Source organism: Spirochaetota bacterium (assembly GCA_017999915.1).
Taxonomy (GTDB): Bacteria; Spirochaetota; UBA4802; order UBA4802; family UBA5550; genus RBG-16-49-21.
Map to the genome: position 1 here is coordinate 29,970 of JAGNKX010000007.1, position 21,698 is coordinate 51,667.

Sequence of the window (21,698 nt, forward strand, 5' to 3'; positions counted from 1 at the left end):
GGCGGCCAGGATGGCCAAAAAGCGCTCGGCGTGCCCCGGAGGGGCGGGTGAGGGGTCTTGATTGAAGAGCTATTGCCTCTTCAGTATGCCGAAGCGAATGGTGAACCTGGCGCCTTTATCGACATTGATCGAAAGTTCGGCGTTCAGCTGCCTTGCCAGCGCGTTGACGAGCTGCAATCCCATGGTGCTGCCGCCGTTGTTTTCCAGCAAACCCGCATCAAAGCCCGGGCCGGAATCCGATATTTCCAGGGTCGCGACGCCATCCGCCGCGGACATGGCAAGCTCTATCCGGCAGGGACGGTCGTCAACGCAGGCGTGCTTGATCGAGTTTGTCAGGATTTCGTTGATGAGGATGCCGCAGGGGATGGCCTGCTCGATGGACAGGTGGATCGAATCGAAGCGTGTCGAAACCTGGAGGGCGTCGGAGCCTCTCATGGAAAGCTGGATGATGTCCTTCAGCAGCTGCTCGATATAGGCCGCCATGTCCACCCGGCTGAAACTGCCGGACTGGTATATTTTTTCATGTATGAGGGCCATGGAATGGATCCTGCTTATGGCGTCATTGATGACGGTCTTTGTCCGCGGATCCCCGATGTTGTCCGCCTGCATGTTGAGCAGGCTTGAGATGATCTGCATGTTGTTCTTGACCCGGTGGTGTATCTCCCTGAGGAGGACGTTCTTTTCCTCGAGGGAATCGCCGATGATACGCTGGGACGCCGTCAGCTCCCTGTTCTGCGCTTCGAACTCCTCGTTGGTCGCGGCCAGCTCCTCCATGGCGGCCTCGAGCTCCTCGTTGGTGGCGACAAGATCCTCGTTGAGCGCCTCAAGCTCGACGTTGGCGGCCGCCAGCTTCCTCCTGCTTTCCTCCGACCTGTCCAGGGCGGCCCGGTTTATCGAGAACAGGTTGTAGGCCATTATTACGACGACCGCCGATGCGACGATGATATCGCCGATATAATCGATCATCGCGGTTGCCGGTAGGCCCATTTCAGGAAAGACCAGCCTGGCGAACAGTACGGCTCCCAGTACCGTTGCCGCTGAATAGACGGGGATGGCAACGGGGCGGTTCTTTATGACCAGCGGGCTCATTGAGAGAATGGCGAACAGGACGACGATCGTGTCCAGCCGTTCCACGGGCCCGCTTTTATCGATGAACATTATGGACCATATCAGGAGCTGCGAGGCGATGAATAAGATGTGGCCGGCCGGGGTGAACCGGCCCTTGATGACGAGGATGATGACAATGAAGAATATTATGAAAGCGGCCAGGAGCGGCGCGATTATGGGCCAGTAAATCGCATAGCCATAGGCTGCCTTGGTGAGGCTCAGGTAGATGTTGTAGGCAATGATGAAGGGAAAGATCGTGATTGCCGTGATGCTTACGCGCAGAAGAAACCGCGATTTGAGCTTGATGATGTAATCTGAATCATCGTACCGGGTGAGCAAGCGGTCAAGAAAGCCGCCCGTTACCTGGTTCCCTCCATCATTGCGTTTGAAATTCATGATATAAGCAATTATTGAATGAATTGTAAAATATCAAGTATAATTTACAATGTTAGAACCGGGGTAGCGGTATCCGTGATGATGCCCCTGTCGGGATCAAGGAATGTTTTGATCGAGATTGGCTTATATTAATTAGATTGACCTTCATTCGATTATAAGTATTATTAATAACATGAAGCACTACGAAGACATTGAAGCCGACGACTGTTACGACATGGCGGTGGAGTGGATACGCCACGGGAACTACGACAAGGCGGTCCATTATTTCACCCGCGCCATCGAGCTGAACCAGTATTTCATCTACGCCTACATCGCCCTGGCAAGGACCTTCGCGACCCAGAAGAAATACACCGACGCTGTACATATTTTGAAGAAGGCTTCCCGCATGGACCCCGCTTTTGACCGCCTCCACTACCTGATGGCCAAGTACGCCTACAAGAACGGTGACTACAAGAATGCCCTTATCGCCATCGGTAAGGCCATCGAGATGGACCCGAAGGAATTATACGAGGAAGCCCGAGGCATAATCGAGGCCGGGTATCATCGCCGCTGAACGGGATATCTCTCGCGGAGACGCGGAGATTGAATGTTTTTCTAATGAAGCAAGATGATTTACAGAATCAGAAAGTCCATTTTAATAAAGCATTGATTTCATCATCATTCTCTGCGTCTCTGCGAGAATTCCTCAATTAATATCCATGCCTAGAACGTGGCCGTGACTCCGAACACCCCGTAATGGAAGAGCGAGAAGGTGTAGACCCTTGAATTGTCCGCGCCGCCTTCCAGGATGCGGTATCCCGCCTTTATAAGGACGTTCTTGTTGATATGGTACTGGAACGCGAAGAGGATGTCCTCGGCCCGTCCCACGGGTCCCACGAGCCAGTCGGCGTCCATGAGGAAGCTGAATTGCGGCGCGAACATCCACTGGAGCCGTATGGTTATGAGGGGCACGAACCCCAGGTCCGGCCGCGTGGTCCTCACATTGAGGCTGTCGAGCCTGATATAGGCTTCCCTGATCTTCCCGGTGAGGCCGATGCCGAACTCAATCTTGTCGTTCTTCACGATATCATAGCGATAGGTGAGGCGCCAGGAGTTGAATTTAAAGGTGGCCCTCATCGGGGTCATGGGGAAGTAGAGGGTGTTCCTGAAAAGGAGAAACCGGTCCGATTTTCCCTCGTAGTCGATCTTCAGGGGGGCGGCCAGGACATAGATGTTGTGCCGGTCCTGGATGGTCCATCCGACCCTGGCCCGGATAAAATACCACGGCTCGTTGCCCAGGGTACCCGGCATCGAGAACCTGGTGCCGTACCTGCCGTTTATCCGCACGTCGTTCAACCCGGTGAAAACCGGTCCTGTCTCCAGGTCCAGGAAGGGACCAGCCTGTAGGGGAACTGCCAGGAGGGTCAGAGCCAATGCCGTATATAGTATAAGTTTCATTGTAGGTATCCTCCAAGTTTAGATTATATTAAAATAATATAATTCCATTTTGCTGATACGTCAATAGTTGGTTCCGGTTCAATTGATTTATTATTAATGGGTTTCTTATCCTTGAAGTAAGCCGATTTAAATGATATCACTTTAACCTTGCTCAATGCGGACAGTGTGACTCCCGCCGGGAGATGTAAAGAGCTCTGACCCCTCCTTGCAAATAATAGGGCTCTGACCCTCTAAAATCTATGCAAAAATGAATAGGAATCGTCATTCATAATGAATGTAAATTTCGTCATATCCGTCGATTCTATAAAAAAATCTTGCAAATTAACCTCTCCATCCGTCTTGATGGGGCGTATCAGGGGCCCCCGGGGTCAGAGCAGGGGCCGCGGCAATGTTATGAAAGATAGCTCTCGCTGGTTCGTGTACATGCTTGAATGCGAAAACGGCTCCTACTACACCGGATCCACCGATGACCTGGGACGCCGGTACAGGGAGCACCGTAAGGGCACGGCCAAATCAAAGTATACCAGGAGCTTCAGGCCGGTGCGGATAGCCCGGTGCTGGACCCTGCGAGGGTCGCGGGGTGACGCCCAGAGGGTGGAGCGGCTCATCCAGGGCATGAGCCGGCAGGCAAAGGACGGGGTCATAGCCGATCCCGCCTCTCTCCGGCCGATAGTTATCGGCGCCTATGATACTGATTTCGCCATTGCCCCCTATCATCACGGGCCGCGGGACGAGGTCCCGGAAGCCGAGCGGGACATCACGCGGTTTTCGGCCCATGAGGGGGACAGGAAGATCGCCAATCCCTACCTCGACGAGGTCCTTGCCCTCATCGAGGAGCGCGGCGCGACGGATCGGGACGATCTCCTGGTCCTGCTCGGCGAGGCGCGTTCGGATTTTATCGGCCGCTACGCCTTCTCAATCCCGACCCTGGACATCATCGAGGAGATAGCGGCTCTGACCCCACTGGTGGAGATCGGCGCCGGCAACGGGTACTGGGCCCGGTGCCTGGCCGACGCCGGGGCGGATATCATCGCCTATGACCGGCGTCCCCCCGGGGAGGAAGCGCCCTGGGACTGGCGGGAGGGGAACCAGTGGTTCGACGATACCTGGTACCACGTGGAGGAGGGCGATGAGGCGATGGCCGGGCTCTACCCTGAGCGGGCGCTGTTACTCTGCTGGCCTCCGATCAACGATCCCATGGCGGCCAATGCCCTGCACCGTTACATTCAGGCCGGGGGTCAGAGCCTCATTTTTATCGGAAGCCGCGGCTCCTGCGGGGATGACGACTTCTTCGAGATGCTCGGGGCGATGAAGCTCCGGTCGAAGGCCAAGCTCTGGTCCTGGCCGGGGGTGGACGACTGGATGTGGATATATGATTTGACTTAATGCCCTCACCCCCCCGGCCCCAAATGCACTATAGCCCCCCGACCCCCGGAGGGGGCGTGTGACAAAGTGAGTAATATTCATATGTGATATTATAAGTATGATGTAAATATTATGTATTTGAAATCCCAATAATTTGTTGGACTCATGCCCCCTGCGGGGGACAGGGGGGTCTAACTACAAGGAAGGACATTATGATAATCGAGCAAATTCTGGTGACGCACATGGCGGTGTTCTGCTACCTGGTGGCGGACGAAAAAACGAAGGAGGGCGTCCTCATCGACCCGGCCGGTGACCATGAGCTCATAGAGAGCGTCGTGGCGAAGTACGGCATCGCGATAAAGTATATCATCAATACCCACGGCCATTTCGACCATACGTCGGGGAACGATTACTGGATGAAGAAGACCGGCGCTTCGCTGCTGATCCACGAATCGGACGCGCGCAAGCTGGGGAGCCTGACGAGCAGGTTCTTCTCCCGGACCATGGGAGGGAAGACGTCTCCCCCGCCGCAGATGACCCTGAAGGACGGAGACGTGATACACGTCGGCTCGGGGCAGCTGCGGGTCATCGAAACGCCGGGCCATTCGGCCGGGAGCATCTGCCTCTACATGGCGGGGCATATTTTCACCGGCGATACCCTGTTCACCGAGGGTATGGGCCGCACCGATCTGCCCGACGGCTCCATGAAAAAGATCATGGAGTCGATTAAGAACAAGATCCTCTCGCTGCCGGACAGCACGGTCATCTGGCCGGGCCATCATTACGGGCGCTATCCCACCTCGACCGTTAAGGAGCAGAAGGGGTATTATCGGTAGGATTATATTCCCTCACCCCCCCGGCCCCCTCTCCCATTAAGAATTGAAGAAAGGAGAGGGGGGGGCGATGATAAAGACGTTATAGCGGAAACCCACTCCTTTGTTGTTGGTTGCCCCTCATCCCCCAGCCCCTAATTCCATTGAGAACTGAAGAAAGGTGAGGGAGTGCGATGATAAAGACGTTATAGCAGAAACCCACTCCTTTGTTGTTGGTTGCCCCTCATCCCCCGACCCCTTCTCCCATTAAGAATAGAAGAAAGGAGAAGGGGAGTTTAATTAAATGCCTTTAATGCGGAAATCCTCTCCTTTATTGTTGGTAGCCCCTCACCCCCCGGCCCCCTCTCCAATTAAGAATTGAAGAAAGGCGAGGAGGGCTGAGATAAAAACCTTAATGCGGAAACCCTCTCCTTTTTACCAAGCTTAATGGGAGAGGCGCCGAACAGGACGTTTCAGTGTCGAGCGCGGCCAGGATGGCCAAAAAGCGCTCGACGTGCGCGGAGCGCGGGTGAGGGACAATCCCCTGAGAGCGTGCATGGAGCGCGGGTGAGGGGTAAAATCTTAAAAAGATTTTTTAATATTTCATATTCCTGTTCGTATAATCTATAAATAACAAGATAGAAATGATATGGACCATAAGAAGAAGTTATTCTCCAGAGAATTGAGAAAAGAATCAACCCTGCATGAAATAAAAGTTTGGGAAAAACTCAGGGACAGGAGATTCTTAAACCTCAAATTCAGACGCCAGCATGTGATTGAAGGTTTTGTTGTTGATTTTTATTGTCATCAATTACGTCTAGCAATTGAAATTGATGGTGGTATACATGAGCGGCAACAGGATTATGATGATCTTCGACAGCATTTGATTGAATGTGAAGGGATAAGATTCATTCGTGTGACGAACGAAGAAGTCATTGCTGACATGGATAAATTATTTAAAAAAATAATCGATACATTCAGATGATGTTGAGAATAGAGCCCCTCACCCCCCGGCCCCCTCTCCCATTAAGAAATGAAGAAAGGCGAGGGGGAGCGATGATAAAGTTCTTATGGCGAGACCCTACTGCTTTGTTGTTGGTTGCCCCTCACCCCCCCCCCCGGCCCCCTCTCCCATTAAGAATTGAAGAAAGGAGAGGGGGAGCGATGATAAAGACGTTATAGAGGAAACCCTCTCCTTTTTACCAAGCTTAATGGGAGAGGGGGCGCGGAGCGCGGGTGAGGGACAATCCCCTGAGAGCGTGCACGGATCGCAGGTGAGGGCTAAGAAATGGGAGAGGGGTAGGGGGTGAGGGGTTGAAAGACAGAACCCGCCTACTTCCCCGCCTGCTTCTGCACGTTTTCCAGCATCAGTTCGGCCCGCATCTTCTCGTAGAAGGAGTAGGTCGTGTAGAACTTGAAGTACTTGTGCTGCAGGCTCGACAGGTCGATGCCCGTTATAAAGGGCTTGAAATCCTTCATGTCCGCTGCCGATGAGAAGAGACTTTTGGCGAAATCCGCGACCGTGTTCCTGGTGAAGGCCCCGGTCTTGCGGCCGTCGGGAAGGGTCATGCTGTAGAGGATCTCGCGGTTCTGGCCGAAGGAGACGGAGAGGACGCAGGGCTGTATCTTTTTCTGGATGTTCTCGATCCTGACGGAATGCTCCGGGTCTATCTTGCTCACCGAGTAGTTCATGTACATGTCCTTCTTCAGCTGGCAGAGCTCCACGGCGTTTTCGGATTTCGCCAGGGGGGACCCGGGGTTCACCGAGATTATCTGGGACGACACGTTTTTGGCGAAGAGGAAGAGCCTGGTCAGGTAATCGAACATGATGTCCGCCGGCTTGCGGAAATAGAAGAAGGAGCCGCTCTCGTCGAAGAGGTAGAAGTAGCTGTATTTCCTGTCGCTGTCGAAATATATTTGGATCGTGTCGGCCCTGGAGTTTTCCACCATGGTGCGGAGGAAGTTGAGCTCCTTGATGGACGAATCGACCCTGATGAGGTTCTTCAGGCCGTAGTTGAAGGAGAGGCTCAGCATCATCTTCATCTCGGACTCGCAGAGAATGGTGTCGACGACGGTCGCTCCCCCCGATTTCTTGGTGTAGAAGATGAGGTACTGGTTCCCCACCATGGTGATGTAGCTCTTCTTGGCCTCCGGGTCGCCGCCGATGAAGAACTCGTAGATGTCCCGTATGAACGCCTTCAGGCGCATGAATTCCTTGGTGGCGCCGTAGGGGAGGGACGAGACTACGTTCACCGCGCTCTCGAAATCGCTCCTGGTCGCGAGGGCCCCGTTCAGGATCCGCGACAGGATCGGAATGATGTCCATTTCGTTCTTGAAAACCTCGAACTTGGTGGATCCCCAGCTGTCGTGGTAGAGGAAGAAGAACTCGTCGATCTTCCGCGAATACTTCGAGTAGAGGTTAAAGATGATGTAGTTCATGACCGGGAAGGGGTCCCGGACGTAGTCCTCCTGGAAGGCGCTCATCTTCTTGAACATGAAATTGGACGAGACATCCGAGATCAGGTCGCGGAGGAAGCTGGTTTCCAGGCTGTGAAGGCCGGTATCGATCTCCAGCCGGGTGTAGTCCTTCTTGAACAGGCCGTTCAGGCTGATCCACACCGAGAGGCCCAGGAGGGTCTTGTCCTTGTGGAGGATGACGATCTGCGGGGTGTTGTCCACGATGAGGCGCTTGGACAGGAACCAGGTCTCGTTCCCCTTCTGGTCCCGCACGTACTCGATTTTCAGGAGCTTCTCCGGCGGATAGTTCTTGAAGCTCAGGGTGTTGTCGATCTTGTTGTCCGCCACCTGGAAGTGGGTGTAGATCTTCCGGCTGATGGCCTTGATCTCCTCGTCGGTGAAGCTGTGCTTGACCTTGTGCGTCTCCATGCTCCCGATGATGCGGCGGTATTCTTGAAGGACGAACTTCTTGGCGTTGTTCAGGAGCTTGCTCACCGGCTCGATGCTCCAGTTGTGGAAATCGTCCATTTCCTTGACCTTGACCGCGGCCCAGCCCCATCTCTTCACATACTCGACCATGACGCGGGCCTTGTCCGGATTGTACCCTTCCTCGGCTTTATTGATGCGGGAGAGCATCGGCTCGACCTTGAGGTAAAAGGAGGCCTTCAGGACGTCCAGGGAATCCCGGTCCTTGACGATGTTGGCGTAATAATCGAACACGTTGTTGAACATGATGACATAGGCGTCGGTATATTCAGGCGTGAGCTTGTCTTCCTGGATGTTCTTCTTGATGATGTTGCAGATGAATGGGTTCTCGGAGTAATTGTTGATGTAGCGCGCCAGCAGCCCAAGCTTGATGATCGACTTGAAGGGATTGCCCAGGGACTTGAGGATCTGGAACAGCCCCGCGGTGAGAAAATCCTCCTGCTTAATGCTGTAGATGTTCCCGATGTCTATGAACTGGCCGGCCAGCTCCGATTGGCCCGCCGCCGCGAGCCAGTTCATGTAGGTCCTGTTGTCGGCGTTCTCCGGCACGACCCACCAGAAGGGCATCTTGCCGTTCAGCACTATCGAGCTGCGGAAAAACTCCTCCTTCAGGAGCTCCCCGATGGAGGATCCGGAAAACTGCTCCTCGTCGGCGAACACGTTGTTCCTGATGCGGCCGATCTCGTTCAGGTAGAAATGCACTTCGATATTGAACTTGTCGAAGACCCAGCTTTCGATGGCGCGCAGCTTGGTCTTGTAAAGGTTGATGAGCTCCCGGCCATAGTGGCCGTCCTGGTAGCAGAGCCAGAAGTCGAAATCGGACTGCTTGGTGTAGGCGATGGTGCCGCAGCTGCCGATGAGGGCGATCATCAGCAGGAAGGGGTTGCTTGACCGGGAGCGGTGGATCCCCGCCTCCGGGAATCGTTTCGTGATGAACTCCATGAGCCGGGGCGAGGGAGAGTAATCGAAGACGCCCTGGGGCAGGCGCGGCTCCGCCACGTGTCCCGGCAGTCCCGGAGCGTTGACATGGAGCAGGTAGGTGATGAATTCCAGGAGGTTAACCAGCTGCGGGTCCGACAGGATCCTCTGCAGGTTCCCAAGCTTCAACTCGTTGTATTTCCGGAACTTCTCTTGATACGTTTTTATTCTATCGATTATATTCGAACTGGCTTCCATGGCTGCTGTGCTGTCTATCTGTCTATAAAGAATAAAAAACACCGAAAGGGCCGGATCGGCATCCCCATTGCAATTAACTTAAAACCTTATATCTAAAAAGCAAGTAAGAATTATCGGTTTGGCCGGATTTATGGAAAATAGTTCATGGACCTGTACAGTTATTGCCGATTATATAGAGAGAGGGAGCCATAATAATCGCCAAGGAGACAGATATGCAGGAACTGATCAACGAATCCATCATGACCATGGTAAACGACGGTACGCTGGGCATCGAGCGGGTGAAAAGCCTTATTTATATTAAGACCTTTATCGACCGGATTTCTACGAAAAACTACATCGAGGAGGAATCGGCCCGGGAGCTGGAAAAGAAGTACGGCGTACGGCCCAATATCATCACCTGGGGCGATTATTTCCAGACGGAAATAGCGACCTCCCTCGCGGTCCTGCCCGAAGAGGAGTTCGACAGGGCCCTGTCGACGCTTAAATTCGACATGGTCGCCAGCTGGTTCATTTTCTGCGAAAAGGAACAGGACTTTTTCGAGTGGGTCGACGCCACCCATGAGGCGATCATCAAGGCCAAGGACTCCGGGTACACCGAGGAGGAAGAGGAGATACTCCACCTCAAGATCCTGAAGGAGTACTACGTGAACCTGGGGCTGGTGAACAACTTCACCGACGCCGAGATGCAGTGGTTCAACGGGTTCCAGGAGGCGAAGGTGGTGTAGGGGGGGAGAACCCCTCATCCCCTGGCCCCTTGTTAGATTTGTCCCTCACCCGCCCCTCCGGGGCACCCTCTCCCATTAAGCTTGGTAAAAAGGAGAGGGTTTCTGTAATAATGGATTTTACAACATTCCCCTTCTCCTTTTTTCAATTCTTAATGGGAGAAGGGGACAGGAGATGAGGGGTTAATCCAAGAAACTATATGTTTTTTTTGTTATAATTAATTGTGCTCTATCCGCTGGTTGATGAAATACCTGCAAATACGGACCATTTTTTTTATCGAAGCCTCTTTGCGATACATTGGCAAATGCATGTATGGCATGTTGATGATTTTTATATCACCCTGTAATTTTTTTAAATATGAAGGAAATGGCAGATATTTCCATTCCAGAGACTTAAAGATCAATACGGGACAAGAAATACTATTGCCTTCATATTCCATGCATGCAGGTGTATAAAACTTATCATACAATGTCCTGTCTTCTTTTGTACCGTATGTGGCGATTTCCTTAATTTGCCCGAAAATTTTATAATATACCCTGCGGCTTTTGATTCTTAGGCTATTCAGTAAGTATTTAAATCCATAATCGTTAATACCTTCAGAAAATGAATAGTTTCTACCTAATCTGGCAAAATCTAACAGAACCAGCAATCCGATTGTTTTCCCTCTCTTGACCAATTCAAGGCAAACTTCAAAGGCCGCTATTTCATCCAGGCAGTATGACCAGATATAGAAGGGCCTGTCAGGATTCACTTCGATCATTTCATCGGCATAATGTGAAGCCATCTTTTGAATCGAGAAACTGTTCATATCTTCAAATAGTATATCGCTGCCCACGATGTTGATCCCGTAAACCGGGCGGTCCTTTTCCCAGAATTCAGCGCATTTTTTTACAACCAGGGTAGAGCCGATATAAAATATCGGAATTTTCGATCCTTTATCATTGAATGTTTCCAACACACCGGTCTCTAATGAAGCTTTGCCTCCGCAATATTCGGCAATGCCATGGACAGTAGGATTTTTAAACAATCTTATAAGAGGTATCTCTTTTCCAAGAAACGTTTCGATTCTGTGTATTAACTTTACGGCCAGTAATGAATTACCACCCAGGTCAAAAAAATTTTCGAAGAGTCCAACCTTGTTGATCTTAAGCGTATCTTTAAAAATTTCCGCAATCTTCAATTCAACATCCGTCCGGGGCCCGACAAATGTCTTTACGTCTGTGTCCGTCACCGACTCCGGCAAGGCGTTCCTGTTTATTTTACCGTTGGGAGTGAGGGGAATGCTGCCGAGCTCGATATAATGCGCCGGCACCATGTAGTCCGGCAGAGTATTTCTCATGTGGTTTTGAAGCCTGTGAATATCAATGGATGTATCATGTTCGGGTACATAGTACGCCACAACCAGGGGATTTCCGGGATTGTCCTCCCGTAAAACCGCAATGCAGTCCTTTATGCCATTGAAGCTGCCAATGGCGGCCTCTATCTCGCCCAATTCGACCCTGAAGCCCCTGATTTTTACCTGTGAATCCCTTCTTCCGATATACTCCATCATGCCGTCAGGCAGGTATCTTCCCAGGTCCCCGGTCCTATACATCCTGTCTGCCGGACTGTTTGTAAAAGGATTGGTGATGAATCTTTCTTCGGTTAACTTTTCATCATTGAGATAACCCAGCGATAAGTGGGGGGAGCGAATATATATCTCTCCCGGTTCGCTGATACCGCACATTTTCATCCCGTCATTTAATATCAATAACTGGCTATTTTCAATGCCCCTGCCAATGGGCACCTTCAGGGACGGTGATTCATCATTGGCTATATAGTACCCCATTGCCTGGGGTGTTTCTGTTGTTCCATAGAAATTGACGCAGGCGCAGCGGGGGAATATTTTTTTCATTTTCCTCACTAACGATGACTGTAGGATATCCCCCCCGGAGAAGGCGTAGCGCAGGCAATGGATCTGATTTATGGCGGTCCTTTCGCCGGTGATTATCTCGCCCATGGCCGGCGTATAATGAATGACGCTGATGTTATTTTTTGATATCCACCCAAGCAGTTCCTTGGGCCTGTACATAATGTCAGGTCCCGGTATGTGCAATGTCGCGCCTAAAGATAAGGGCAGAAAGATATCCCGTAACAGAGGATCATGGCCCAATCCGGAAAGCATCGAAACATGTTCATGCTGATTCAAGTCAAATGTCCGTATCTGCCATTCGATAAAATTGACCACCGGCGTGTGTGTTCCCATGATCCCTTTAGGCAAGCCCGTGGTTCCGGAAGTATAGATCACATAGAGCATATCGCTGGGATCCGGGGCGGTCCCCGGGACGCCCTCCGGACAGTTTTCCAGTAACCGGCTGATCTCTCCATGGCTGTTTGGCAATGCCATGGTTTCGAAATGCTGGCGGATGTATTCAACCGTGTCTTTCTGAATATCAATCCCGTCAATGACTATGCAGAATTTCGGTTTGGCGTCATTGAGATAGTGAAGAACGCGAGACTGCGGATTTGAGGGGTCAATAATAAGAAAGGCAGCGCCCGATTTAATTGTTCCCAGTATCGAGCAGACGAGGGCGGCGCCTTTTTTCGCAAGGATCGCCACGGTATCGCCCCTGCCGATATTTTTACCATGCAGATAATGGGCGACTCTGTTTGATGTCACTGACAATTGCCCGTAGGTCCATGTTTCGTTTTCGTCGGATACAGCGACCTTGCCGGGATCCATCTCCGCGTGCCGGTTGAAATCGTCAATAATTAGCCTGCCCGGATTTTCTTTGAGAACGGCTGTGGGATCGGGAAGCAGATATGCCATGTTCTCCGTTACAAGAGAATGGTCGCGGATAGGGGAATCCGGTTTTTCCATGACCTGGGAAATCAGACATTCGATTTGCTCCATGATAAATTGTATTCTTACTTCAGTGAAGAGGTTCTTGTTATATATCAATTCCAGCTTGATCCGTTCGTACGGCCTTATATACAGCTCGATATCGTAATTGGTCCCCCGGGTCGCTATTTCCGGTGTCAGGTTATTGCAATTGATTCCCACCAGGGTCAGGTTGTCTTCCGGATAGGGGAAGGAGTTGATGAATACCTGGAACAGGGGATTGATATTGGCTTCGCGCTTTACATTAAGGTCTTCCACGATTTTCTGAAAGGGGTATTCTTCATTGGCCACTGAAGTCATGACATCTTCATTCACCGATTCTAAAACGCTCCTGAACGTTTGATCGCCGTGTATTCTTGCCCGATGCACCAGTGTCACCACAAACATGCCAATCAGATCCTGGATTTCACTTCGTTTTCTTCCCGATGAGGGGAAACCGACCAGCAGGTCTTCCTGGGCGGTTATTTTGCATAAAAGTATGTCAAAAACAGATAACATGAACTTGAAAACAGTGGTGTTTTCTTGACTAATGAAATTTCGTATTTGATTTGATAAGGGAATTGATAGAATTTTCACCAGGGAAGACGCTTCATACTTTTCTTTTTCAAACCTTGAATAATCAGCCGGTAAAGTTAATCTCTCCCTCGGTTCGGCAAGCTTTTCAATCCAATAACGCTTTTGTTCTATTATCTTTTCGCTGTTATAATCTTCTATTTGCTGAACCGAATATTCCTGATACGAGGTTGATAATTCCGGCAATTGCGGTTCGCCGTTATTGACATAGGCATTATAGCATAGCGAAAGGTCATTGAAGAATATCCGCTGCGAAATGCCATCGCCGATTATATGATGCATGTCGATATATAGATAATGCTCATCAGTACCGGTTTGGATGAGAAACAGATGAAATAAGGAATCCTCTGTTAAAACCAATGGCCTTTTTGTTGCCTCAAATAAAACTCTCTTTATTTCTTCATATGAGGAATTCGGCATCTGTTTTATTTCTAAAGAGACATCGGTGTGTTCAGAAACAGCCTGAATAGGGTCGCCATTGTTATTAATGCGAAAAGTTGTTCGCAAAGATCCATGTCTTTTTATTACATGATTGACGCTCTTCTGCAGGGCTTCAATATTCAAATGACCATGGAGTTGGAAAATACTGGGCAGCCGGTAATAGGTATTGCTGGGCGCGAGTTTGTCCAGGAACCAGAGACGTTCCTGGCTGAATGAAAGGAGTCCGTATTGAAGAAAAAAGTCGTTCATATTTGCTTTATTGAAAAAATGTATCAGATTATTACTTCCTCAATCATATAAAGCTTAGGCTGTCTGTCAAGATACAATTTCGATCTCACCCGCGCTTTGCTCGCCATTTTTTAATCCTCACCCACAGACCTCTCCATAAAATGGTGAGTTGGAAAAGTGTTGAAATCATTAATACCGAAACCCTTTCCATTTGATGGAGAGGGTGCGCGGAGCGTGAGTGAGGTCGGACAATGGAACTGGGGGTGAGAGACCAAACCCTCAGTCCGGATTCTTTTGTTTATTAATATGAAAAACATGGTTGCCGAGCGGAGTCGAGGCAGACACGCTTATGTATGCATGCGATTTTTCAAATACCACAACCCCGAGTATCGTACCCAGAGTATTGCAAACAAGGTCTGTCAGGGAGGATGAACGGAACGGCATGTAAACCTGAATCAGTTCGATGGCGAGGCTTATGGAGAAGCCGGTGAAGATAGCCGTGATATATACGAATGATTTGCGTTTTACGCCACAAACCCTGAAAAGGGCCGGAAGGAAAAATCCGAGTGGAATAAAACCCATAATGTTGATGGTTATATCTGAATAATATTTGATTTCTCGCCAGTAATTCACCCACGGTTTTGAAAGGACCATTTTCTTTATTGCATGAAGGTGTCCAGGGATTATCAGGTTGTTACGCCAGGTAATGATATTGTGAAGAACGGGACCTGATGGTTCGTTCATTGGATACAGGGCTATGATGCTTTTTTCCCGCGAAAGAGAATCATGATCATGAGTGAGCCACATGACATAATGTTTGGACGCCTCGAACTGGTTCAACGCCCCTCTATAAATAGCTAGTCCCTGTATCTCTCCTTCCCAGGGGACCCTGATGCGGGGATCGTTGCCCACCAAGAGGCGGGCGTTGGAAAGATTATCATTCATGGGATTGAGTATGTATCTCGGGAATAGAGACGCTTTTTTGCCGTCAATATAAACGGTCGTACCAGATGCATCCATTGACACTGTTATTAAAGCCGTCTTATCCGTGATAAAAGCATCAGTCACCCCGACTTCATGGTATGCGTATTCCCCTGAAGGTCTTTGAACCCGCCTCCGCAAGATCAACTCGGACTTCCATTTTGCCATCATGAAGATTTCCGGGTCCTTATCGTCATAGAAGCAAAGGATGTTGGAAAGCCAATTTTTCGTGGCAGAGTAGGGTTTTATCCGTATTTCAATGATTAGTGTATTATTATCCAGATTAGATAAAAGGCTTGAGTACGATAATATGTCGGCTTCTAGAATCTGGTTGTTTCTGATAAGAATGATTCCTTTATTGTCATTTAATCGGCGGACGTTGTTTGCCGGTTTGAATTCAAATGGCCAGAAGCCTGCAAAAAGAATGATCAGTAGTATGATAATATTGATTAGAATTAATAATGGTTTTAATTTCATTAGCGGCCTAGTGTATGCATCAATTTTATAGATGATATGCTAGTCTCACCATGTGCCATTCAGTGCAAGAGAGACGCGATTTCTATAGTAACCGGTTATTCCCTGAATGGCAGCCCCATTGCTATACACATAGCCGCCTATTAGGCTATACCCCGCCACGTATGCGTAATTCCATGTGAAATTGTATGACATGGTGGCGGATACATGTTCTGTGAATTCATATGTGGCCGATACTGATAATCCAACGAGCCTGTTGGTCGTTTTCGTGGTAAAGATATAAACTTCACCATAAAAAGCCGAGGAAGTGAATAACAGTTTATCGAAAATTTGGCGTGTTATGTTCCCATCAATTCGCCAATTGGTTGTCGGATCAGCATTATTGGCCAAAACTGAATTCTGATAGGTGAAATTCAAGCTGGCATTGGTCCTTTGATCTACATCATGGGATACCATAATGTAGGTATAGAGGCTTATGTCATAGGGGGTGCTTGGAGGAATCACATACTGAACGCCAAGGGCAGTTATATTGCCTCGTGTGTTATGGGGTGAAAAAACGAAATCCGGCGATACCCGTCCTTCTATGAATAATTGCCGAGTGAAATCGTGCCGGTAACCCACACCAGGTCGGTGGACCTGAAGGATGCCTCCAGGATATGATCTGGTCCACTGGTATTCGTAAAATAAATATGTATAGTTGGATGAGTCCCAGTGTATTTCGTGCTGCATCCGTGCCGTATTAACTAGGGAGTATTTTAGGTCTTGGTTGAGATTTATCGGGTAAAAAAACCTTTCAGTATACCATCGACTATTGCGAGTATAAAAATACTTGCTGAAACTGTTTGTGTATATCAATCGTATCAGGTAATACTTGTTAGCCTCAAATATGCCGGTAAGGTTGAAATTGTTTCTCCAGTATCGCATCCTCCCCTCTGAGGTGCCAAATAAATTTTCAAAAGTATCCGGTTCGGGAAAATTCTGAAAAACCTCGGAAATCTGGAAAGACACAAGTTCGGAAAAAGCTTTTGTCAGATTTAATGCCGCATCCTGATTGTTGTTCGTTAAACCAAAATGCCTGGCATAGATCTGCTGGTTAACATGGCCCATCAGGTCAAGGGTATATGTTTTCCCTTCGTGGTGCAGTCCCAGGGCGATTAGAATTTCGGAAATATAATCGTATTTCTTTTTCTGAAGGGGGGTTTCGGCGATGGCTCTGATGTTGTCATCAAAGGTTTCACGGATTGTGCCGATTATGTTGAATTCCCAGGCATAGGATATGCCGGCTGCTGAAAAAAGCAGCAGTATTACTAATGCCCCAATTAAAGAAAAAAGTTTTCCCATGACAGGATTTTATCGCCCATGGCCAAGGAGCATCACGAAGATCGTCTTGAAGAAAACTTTAACATCCAGCTTGAGCGACCAGTTGTCTATATACTCCAGGTCCAGATCCATCCACTGGTCGAAGCTCAGGTCGTTGCGGTTTGGCTGTATCTGCCAGATGCAGGTGATGCCCGGCTTCATGGAGAGACGCCTTCGGTGCCAGATGTTGTATTGGGCTACTTCCGAAGGAAGGGGAGGCCGCGGGCCGATGAGGCTCATCTCGCCTTTGAATATGTTGAAGAGCTGGGGAAGCTCGTCCAGGCTTGTCTTTCTTAATATTTTCCCTATGATGGGGATGATGCGCGGATCGTTTTTAATCTTAAAGGCGGGGCCGTCAGCCTCGTTAAGGGCCTTCAATTCTTCCAGCTTTTTCTCAGCGTCCCTCACCATTGTCCTGAACTTGTACACATTAAAAATTCTGCCGTTCAGTCCCACTCTCTCCTGCTTGAATAATACGGGTCCCGGAGAAGCGATTTTAATCATGGCCGATATGATCAATAAAAAGGGCGATAATATTAAAAGCATGACCCCGGATACTAAGTAATCGGAAAAGAGTTTCATCAGCAGGTCCCGCTCCCTGTTGCTGGTGGAGCTGAGCACCATGGAGGGTATCCCGTTCAGCTCGTCGAAGTAGACCTGCGCTACCTTCGGCTCGTAAAAAAGGGAATGAATATGCCAATCCGGAAAGATCCTCACCTTGATGCCCATTAGCTCAATAAGGTGTATGTAGGCTTCGACGTTCTCTATCTGGTACATCGGCATGGCGAATATTACTTCATCAACGACGTTCTTTATAATCAGGGCTTGAATATCATCCACAGCCCCGATTACTTTTATGTCATCCTTGACGTGTTTTCCTATCCTGTCTTTATTTATATCCAAGCAGCCGATGATATTATAATGTCCCTTGATAGAGTTGATCAAGTTGATGGCACCTACGGCTCTTTCTTTACTACCGATGATAAGCATGTTGCATTTATTGTATTCCGACTGCTCAGATTTTTTACTAACCCAATAAATGATTGTTTTGCTGATCATTAATGTTAAAATATTGATGATATAAAAAAAGCCGAGGATTAACCTGCTGACGTCTCTTATTTTTAAAAGAAAAAGAAGCAGAACGAGCATAATAATACCGGCTGATACAACTTTGATAATATTGCTGTATATTATAGATAATTTTTTGGAAGCCGGAGTGTCCGTATTTATAAAAAATAGCAGAATGAACCAGATGATTATTACAAACAGAGCAATTATAACATAATCAGGGCTCTCGCCTACTCCAGTGGATGTATGTGGTATAAAATTAGCTCTTATTTGATAGGCGACTATGTAGGCAACAAGGGTGAGCCCAATATCAAGTAACCTGTTTAATTGGACGATCAGTTGCCGTTTCTGTAATTTATCTATCAGCAAAATATTCTCCCGCATCGCTATTTATTTGTTATCATATAAATAACTGAGTTGTTAATTGTAAAAGCGATGTTATGCAAAATATAATATACAATTTATTATAGAAATTTATCTGTTTGGATTTGCCACAATAATAAAAGAATTAAAGATCTGATTTAGATTATTCAGCTTAAAGAAACTATAATCCAAGAATTAGTCAATAAAAAAAGGGACGGTGTTTTTTTATAAATTAAAATATATCATTCCGATGATTAATAAAAACTACATAGTATTAGATTTTAATCGACATTTAGACTATTCATATCATATTAAGTGAGTTATTAAGATATCCAGAAATTAAGTAATCTCTTAATACCATTGTCATAAATAATTTAACAGTGGATCATTTGAGACCAATCGATGATCTCGAAAGAATAAATTATTATGGCATTCCATGGATGAATCATTTAAAATGGCACTATCAATTATAAAATCCTGATGTTATAATTATATACATAATTTATGTTCTGAATGTATTTAAGGAATTGGATGCATTCCTCTTTAAAAATGCATCGTGAGAAGTTAGCACTCTTAGAATACCATCGCCACCTTCTGTTTAGTCACTGATTAGGATTTCTCCGCAGACGTTCGGAAGTCAATGCCTTATGTTCTTTTATTATGTAATATATTCCGTCTGCAAATGTATCCTTGTTCAGTTGAGATATTCATGAGACATAATGAAAAAAAATTCGGACAAATTTTTAGATCTTTTAATTTAATTTTAAAAAGAGAACCAGGGCAATTATATTATTCTTGAATATATATAGAAGTTAATATTGTATGGCTAATATAGATTAACGTGTATATAAAAAAGTTTTTCGATAATAATAAATCCCCCCTTAAGGACTAATTTTAATTAGTTTAGGAGAAAAATGTTGCATGTTAATTTCAAACTATAAATTGTATTTGTTAATTGATCAATAATTCGTAAGAATAGACAAACCATTATAAAAAATTACAATCAATTAGTAATCCCAAGGAGGAAATATTGTGAAGAAAACATGCTTTGTTTTGTTATTCTTCGTTACATTCAGCCTTCTGTCATTTATTCATATTTTTGCTCAAAGCGATGATTATAAAGTAGGTATCGGAGATATACTTGAGGTTAGGATTCTGAAGCCTGAGGCATCGACGGACAGGACAACGGTGACTCCAAGCGGGCAGATTTCTGTTGCATATATCGGCAGTCTTCATGTCAAAGATAAAACAATAACTGAAGTTCAAAAAGAAATACAATGGCGTCTCGCAAGCGGATATCTAAAATATCCTGTTGTTGTTGTTGCACTGATTGAGTCGCGAAGTATGAATTTTACTGTTTCAGGTGAAGTGATTCGTCCGGGATCATACCAGCTTCAGGAGAAAACCACTGTCTTAAAGGCTATATCTATTGCCGGCGGTTTTACTAGGTTTGGTTCTAAAAGCCGTGTAAAATTGCTCCGACCCTTTCCTGATAAACCTGGCTATGATAGTATAAAGATCAATCTACAAAAAGCAATGAATGGTGACGCCAAAGAAGATGTAATACTTAAACCAGGCGACATTGTTGTCGTATCAGAGGGATTCTTTTAGTGAAGTGTTGCATTATAAAGAAAAAATAGACCTTAATGATAATGATGCCGATAGTAATTAAATTGGTTTTAAAAATGAATCGCAATATACTGATTTCTGGTGAATGATGAAATATTACAAATAGTGGGATGATAAAATGGAAAAAAGTAATATATCAATTAATACCTCTCGGGATTTTATTAGGCCGATCTTCAGGCATAAATTATTGATTTTGATATCATTTGTCATTATTAGTGTGATTACATATATAATCTTATTAATGTTTACCAATGTCTACGAGGCTAAAGTATTGATACATATAAAGGGAATCGGGCAGATTGAGGCTCAAACCTATGAGCGACTCGTGGCAACAAGAATTCACTTTACACAGATGTCCATTGTCACATCCAACCCGGTAATGAAACGAGCTGTCAAGGCTCTGGAACTTGATAAAAGACCATTGGACTATGAAACAAAATTCTGTCACTCCCTTAAAGTCCCCCTGGTAAAATGGCAAGCATTCAAAACACGACGATATATAGACGGTCTAAGCCCGGAGCTTAAGCAGCACTATAGATTTACATTTGCATTAAATGCTCTTAAGACGAATACGACAACGACACTTCGCCCTAACACCGATATATTCGAAATATCAGTTAAAGATTATGATCCTGCATCGGCCGTCGCGATCGCCAATGTTGTGAGCCGTTCTTTTATAATTTATGACTTAGAGCAGCAGTTGGTCGAACTGGAAATGAAATATGGCGACCTGCATCCGACAATACTGCAATTGCAGGATAACATTTATAAAATGAAGAACAATCTAACCGGCAATGAATTGTCGGATATGGATGCCTATGGAACTGCAAGTGTAAAAATAATCGAGCAGGCATCAACAAATTATTTACCGGTTGGAAAACCGAAGATCCTCATTTTTCTCGGTGGAATTATTTTTGCTTTGGTTTTCGGGGTCGGTTTGGCAATGGTTGTTGATATTTACAGTAATTCTTTTAAATCACCGCAGGATTTTGTCGATCATTTCAATCTGCCGGTTATTGGGACGATACCGAAAAGAATATTTTTCCAAAAAAATAAAATCGGTATAGAAAAATCATCTGAAATGTATGAATCCTTTATGAGCGATTTGGCCGATCAAATGTTTATATTTATGAAGATTCAAAAGCTTAAAGTATTGTTATTTGCTTCTGCGAATCCCGTTTCGTCAAATTCCACCATAACAAGCAATCTGGGATATCATCTGGCGGGTATGGGTATTAATGTACTTGTCATAGATGCAAACATAACGAAACCGGTTGTTGATAAGTTATTAAATATTAATGAGTCTCCTGGTTTGGGGGATATAATCAAAGACGATTCGCGGAAAATTGAAGAAATTATAATATCAAAAGATGCAAATATCAGTTTTATGCCGGTTGGCGCTTCTTCAAAAGATATAATGAGTCTTTTAAGTGAATCGAAATTAAAAACGATTTTCAAGTATTGTAAAAATAAATATGATGCGGTTTTGATTGATTGTACCCTTGTAAGTAAGATGTCGGATATGGCTATGTTATTTTCAAACGCCGATGGCGTTGTGGTAATTGCAAACGAGGGAACAGACCACTTGCAAGCGACGAAAAAGACAATATATCTTTTAAAAAAATATAATGCCAATATAGTAGGGGGAGTTTTAAATAATAGAACATTCCCAATACCGGATTGGTTATATAAAAGGATGTAGTATTCAGGATCCAGTCATATTTTAGATTCATATTACATGT

General features: G+C 46.7%; 14 protein-coding genes. 7 read left to right on the forward strand and 7 right to left on the reverse strand.

From position 1 onward, the window contains the following. Positions 1-69: 69 nt before the first annotated feature. On the reverse strand, positions 70-1,503 hold the full coding sequence (locus KA369_11455) for an ATP-binding protein (protein MBP7736581.1): 1,434 nt from the start codon (positions 1,501-1,503) through the stop codon (positions 70-72). A gap of 172 nt (positions 1,504-1,675) precedes the next feature. Here KA369_11455 and KA369_11460 point away from each other — a divergent pair, with 172 nt between their 5' ends. Beyond that, positions 1,676-2,056: a tetratricopeptide repeat protein gene (locus tag KA369_11460; GenBank protein ID MBP7736582.1), complete on the forward strand. Its 381-nt coding sequence runs from the start codon at positions 1,676-1,678 to the stop codon at positions 2,054-2,056. Positions 2,057-2,205: 149 nt separating this feature from the next. Here KA369_11460 and KA369_11465 read toward each other — a convergent pair whose 3' ends face one another. Beyond that, a complete protein-coding gene (locus KA369_11465) occupies positions 2,206-2,940 on the reverse strand; it encodes a hypothetical protein (protein ID MBP7736583.1) in 735 nt (244 codons plus the stop codon). Positions 2,941-3,333: 393 nt separating this feature from the next. On the opposite strand from KA369_11465, the gene KA369_11470 reads away from it, so the two are divergent. From KA369_11470 to KA369_11480, 3 genes are all read left to right on the forward strand, one after another. After that, a complete protein-coding gene (locus tag KA369_11470; protein MBP7736584.1) occupies positions 3,334-4,326 on the forward strand; it encodes a GIY-YIG nuclease family protein in 993 nt (330 codons plus the stop codon). Positions 4,327-4,517: 191 nt separating this feature from the next. After that, the gene (locus KA369_11475) at positions 4,518-5,141 is read left to right on the forward strand and encodes an MBL fold metallo-hydrolase (GenBank protein MBP7736585.1); all 624 of its coding nucleotides are present in this window, start codon (positions 4,518-4,520) and stop codon (positions 5,139-5,141) included. Positions 5,142-5,766: 625 nt separating this feature from the next. Beyond that, entirely contained in the window at positions 5,767-6,102 is a 336-nt protein-coding gene (locus tag KA369_11480) for an endonuclease domain-containing protein (protein ID MBP7736586.1), read from the forward strand. Between the two features lie 347 nt (positions 6,103-6,449). Here KA369_11480 and KA369_11485 read toward each other — a convergent pair whose 3' ends face one another. Continuing rightward, positions 6,450-9,236: a class I adenylate cyclase gene (locus KA369_11485; GenBank protein ID MBP7736587.1), complete on the reverse strand. Its 2,787-nt coding sequence runs from the start codon at positions 9,234-9,236 to the stop codon at positions 6,450-6,452. A 212-nt stretch (positions 9,237-9,448) separates the two neighbouring features. On the opposite strand from KA369_11485, the gene KA369_11490 reads away from it, so the two are divergent. After that, positions 9,449-9,961, forward strand: a complete 513-nt coding sequence (locus KA369_11490) for a hypothetical protein (GenBank protein ID MBP7736588.1) — start codon at positions 9,449-9,451, stop codon at positions 9,959-9,961. 215 nt (positions 9,962-10,176) lie between these two features. On the opposite strand, the gene KA369_11495 is transcribed toward KA369_11490, so the two are convergent. From KA369_11495 to KA369_11510, 4 genes are all read right to left on the reverse strand, one after another. After that, complete coding sequence (locus KA369_11495) at positions 10,177-14,103, reverse strand: amino acid adenylation domain-containing protein (GenBank protein ID MBP7736589.1); 3,927 nt, start codon at positions 14,101-14,103, stop codon at positions 10,177-10,179. Positions 14,104-14,361: 258 nt separating this feature from the next. Further along, positions 14,362-15,540, reverse strand: coding sequence for a VanZ family protein (locus KA369_11500; protein MBP7736590.1), 1,179 nt, complete (start codon positions 15,538-15,540; stop codon positions 14,362-14,364). 45 nt (positions 15,541-15,585) lie between these two features. Beyond that, positions 15,586-16,878 carry a hypothetical protein gene (locus KA369_11505; protein ID MBP7736591.1) on the reverse strand — a complete coding sequence of 431 codons (1,293 nt, stop codon included), beginning with the start codon at positions 16,876-16,878 and terminating at the stop codon, positions 15,586-15,588. Between the two features lie 9 nt (positions 16,879-16,887). Then, a complete protein-coding gene (locus KA369_11510; GenBank protein ID MBP7736592.1) occupies positions 16,888-18,333 on the reverse strand; it encodes a sugar transferase in 1,446 nt (481 codons plus the stop codon). Positions 18,334-19,359: 1,026 nt separating this feature from the next. On the opposite strand from KA369_11510, the gene KA369_11515 reads away from it, so the two are divergent. Next, on the forward strand, positions 19,360-19,938 hold the full coding sequence (locus KA369_11515) for a polysaccharide export protein (GenBank protein ID MBP7736593.1): 579 nt from the start codon (positions 19,360-19,362) through the stop codon (positions 19,936-19,938). A 136-nt stretch (positions 19,939-20,074) separates the two neighbouring features. Continuing rightward, complete coding sequence (locus KA369_11520) at positions 20,075-21,658, forward strand: AAA family ATPase (protein ID MBP7736594.1); 1,584 nt, start codon at positions 20,075-20,077, stop codon at positions 21,656-21,658. Positions 21,659-21,698: the final 40 nt, after the last annotated feature.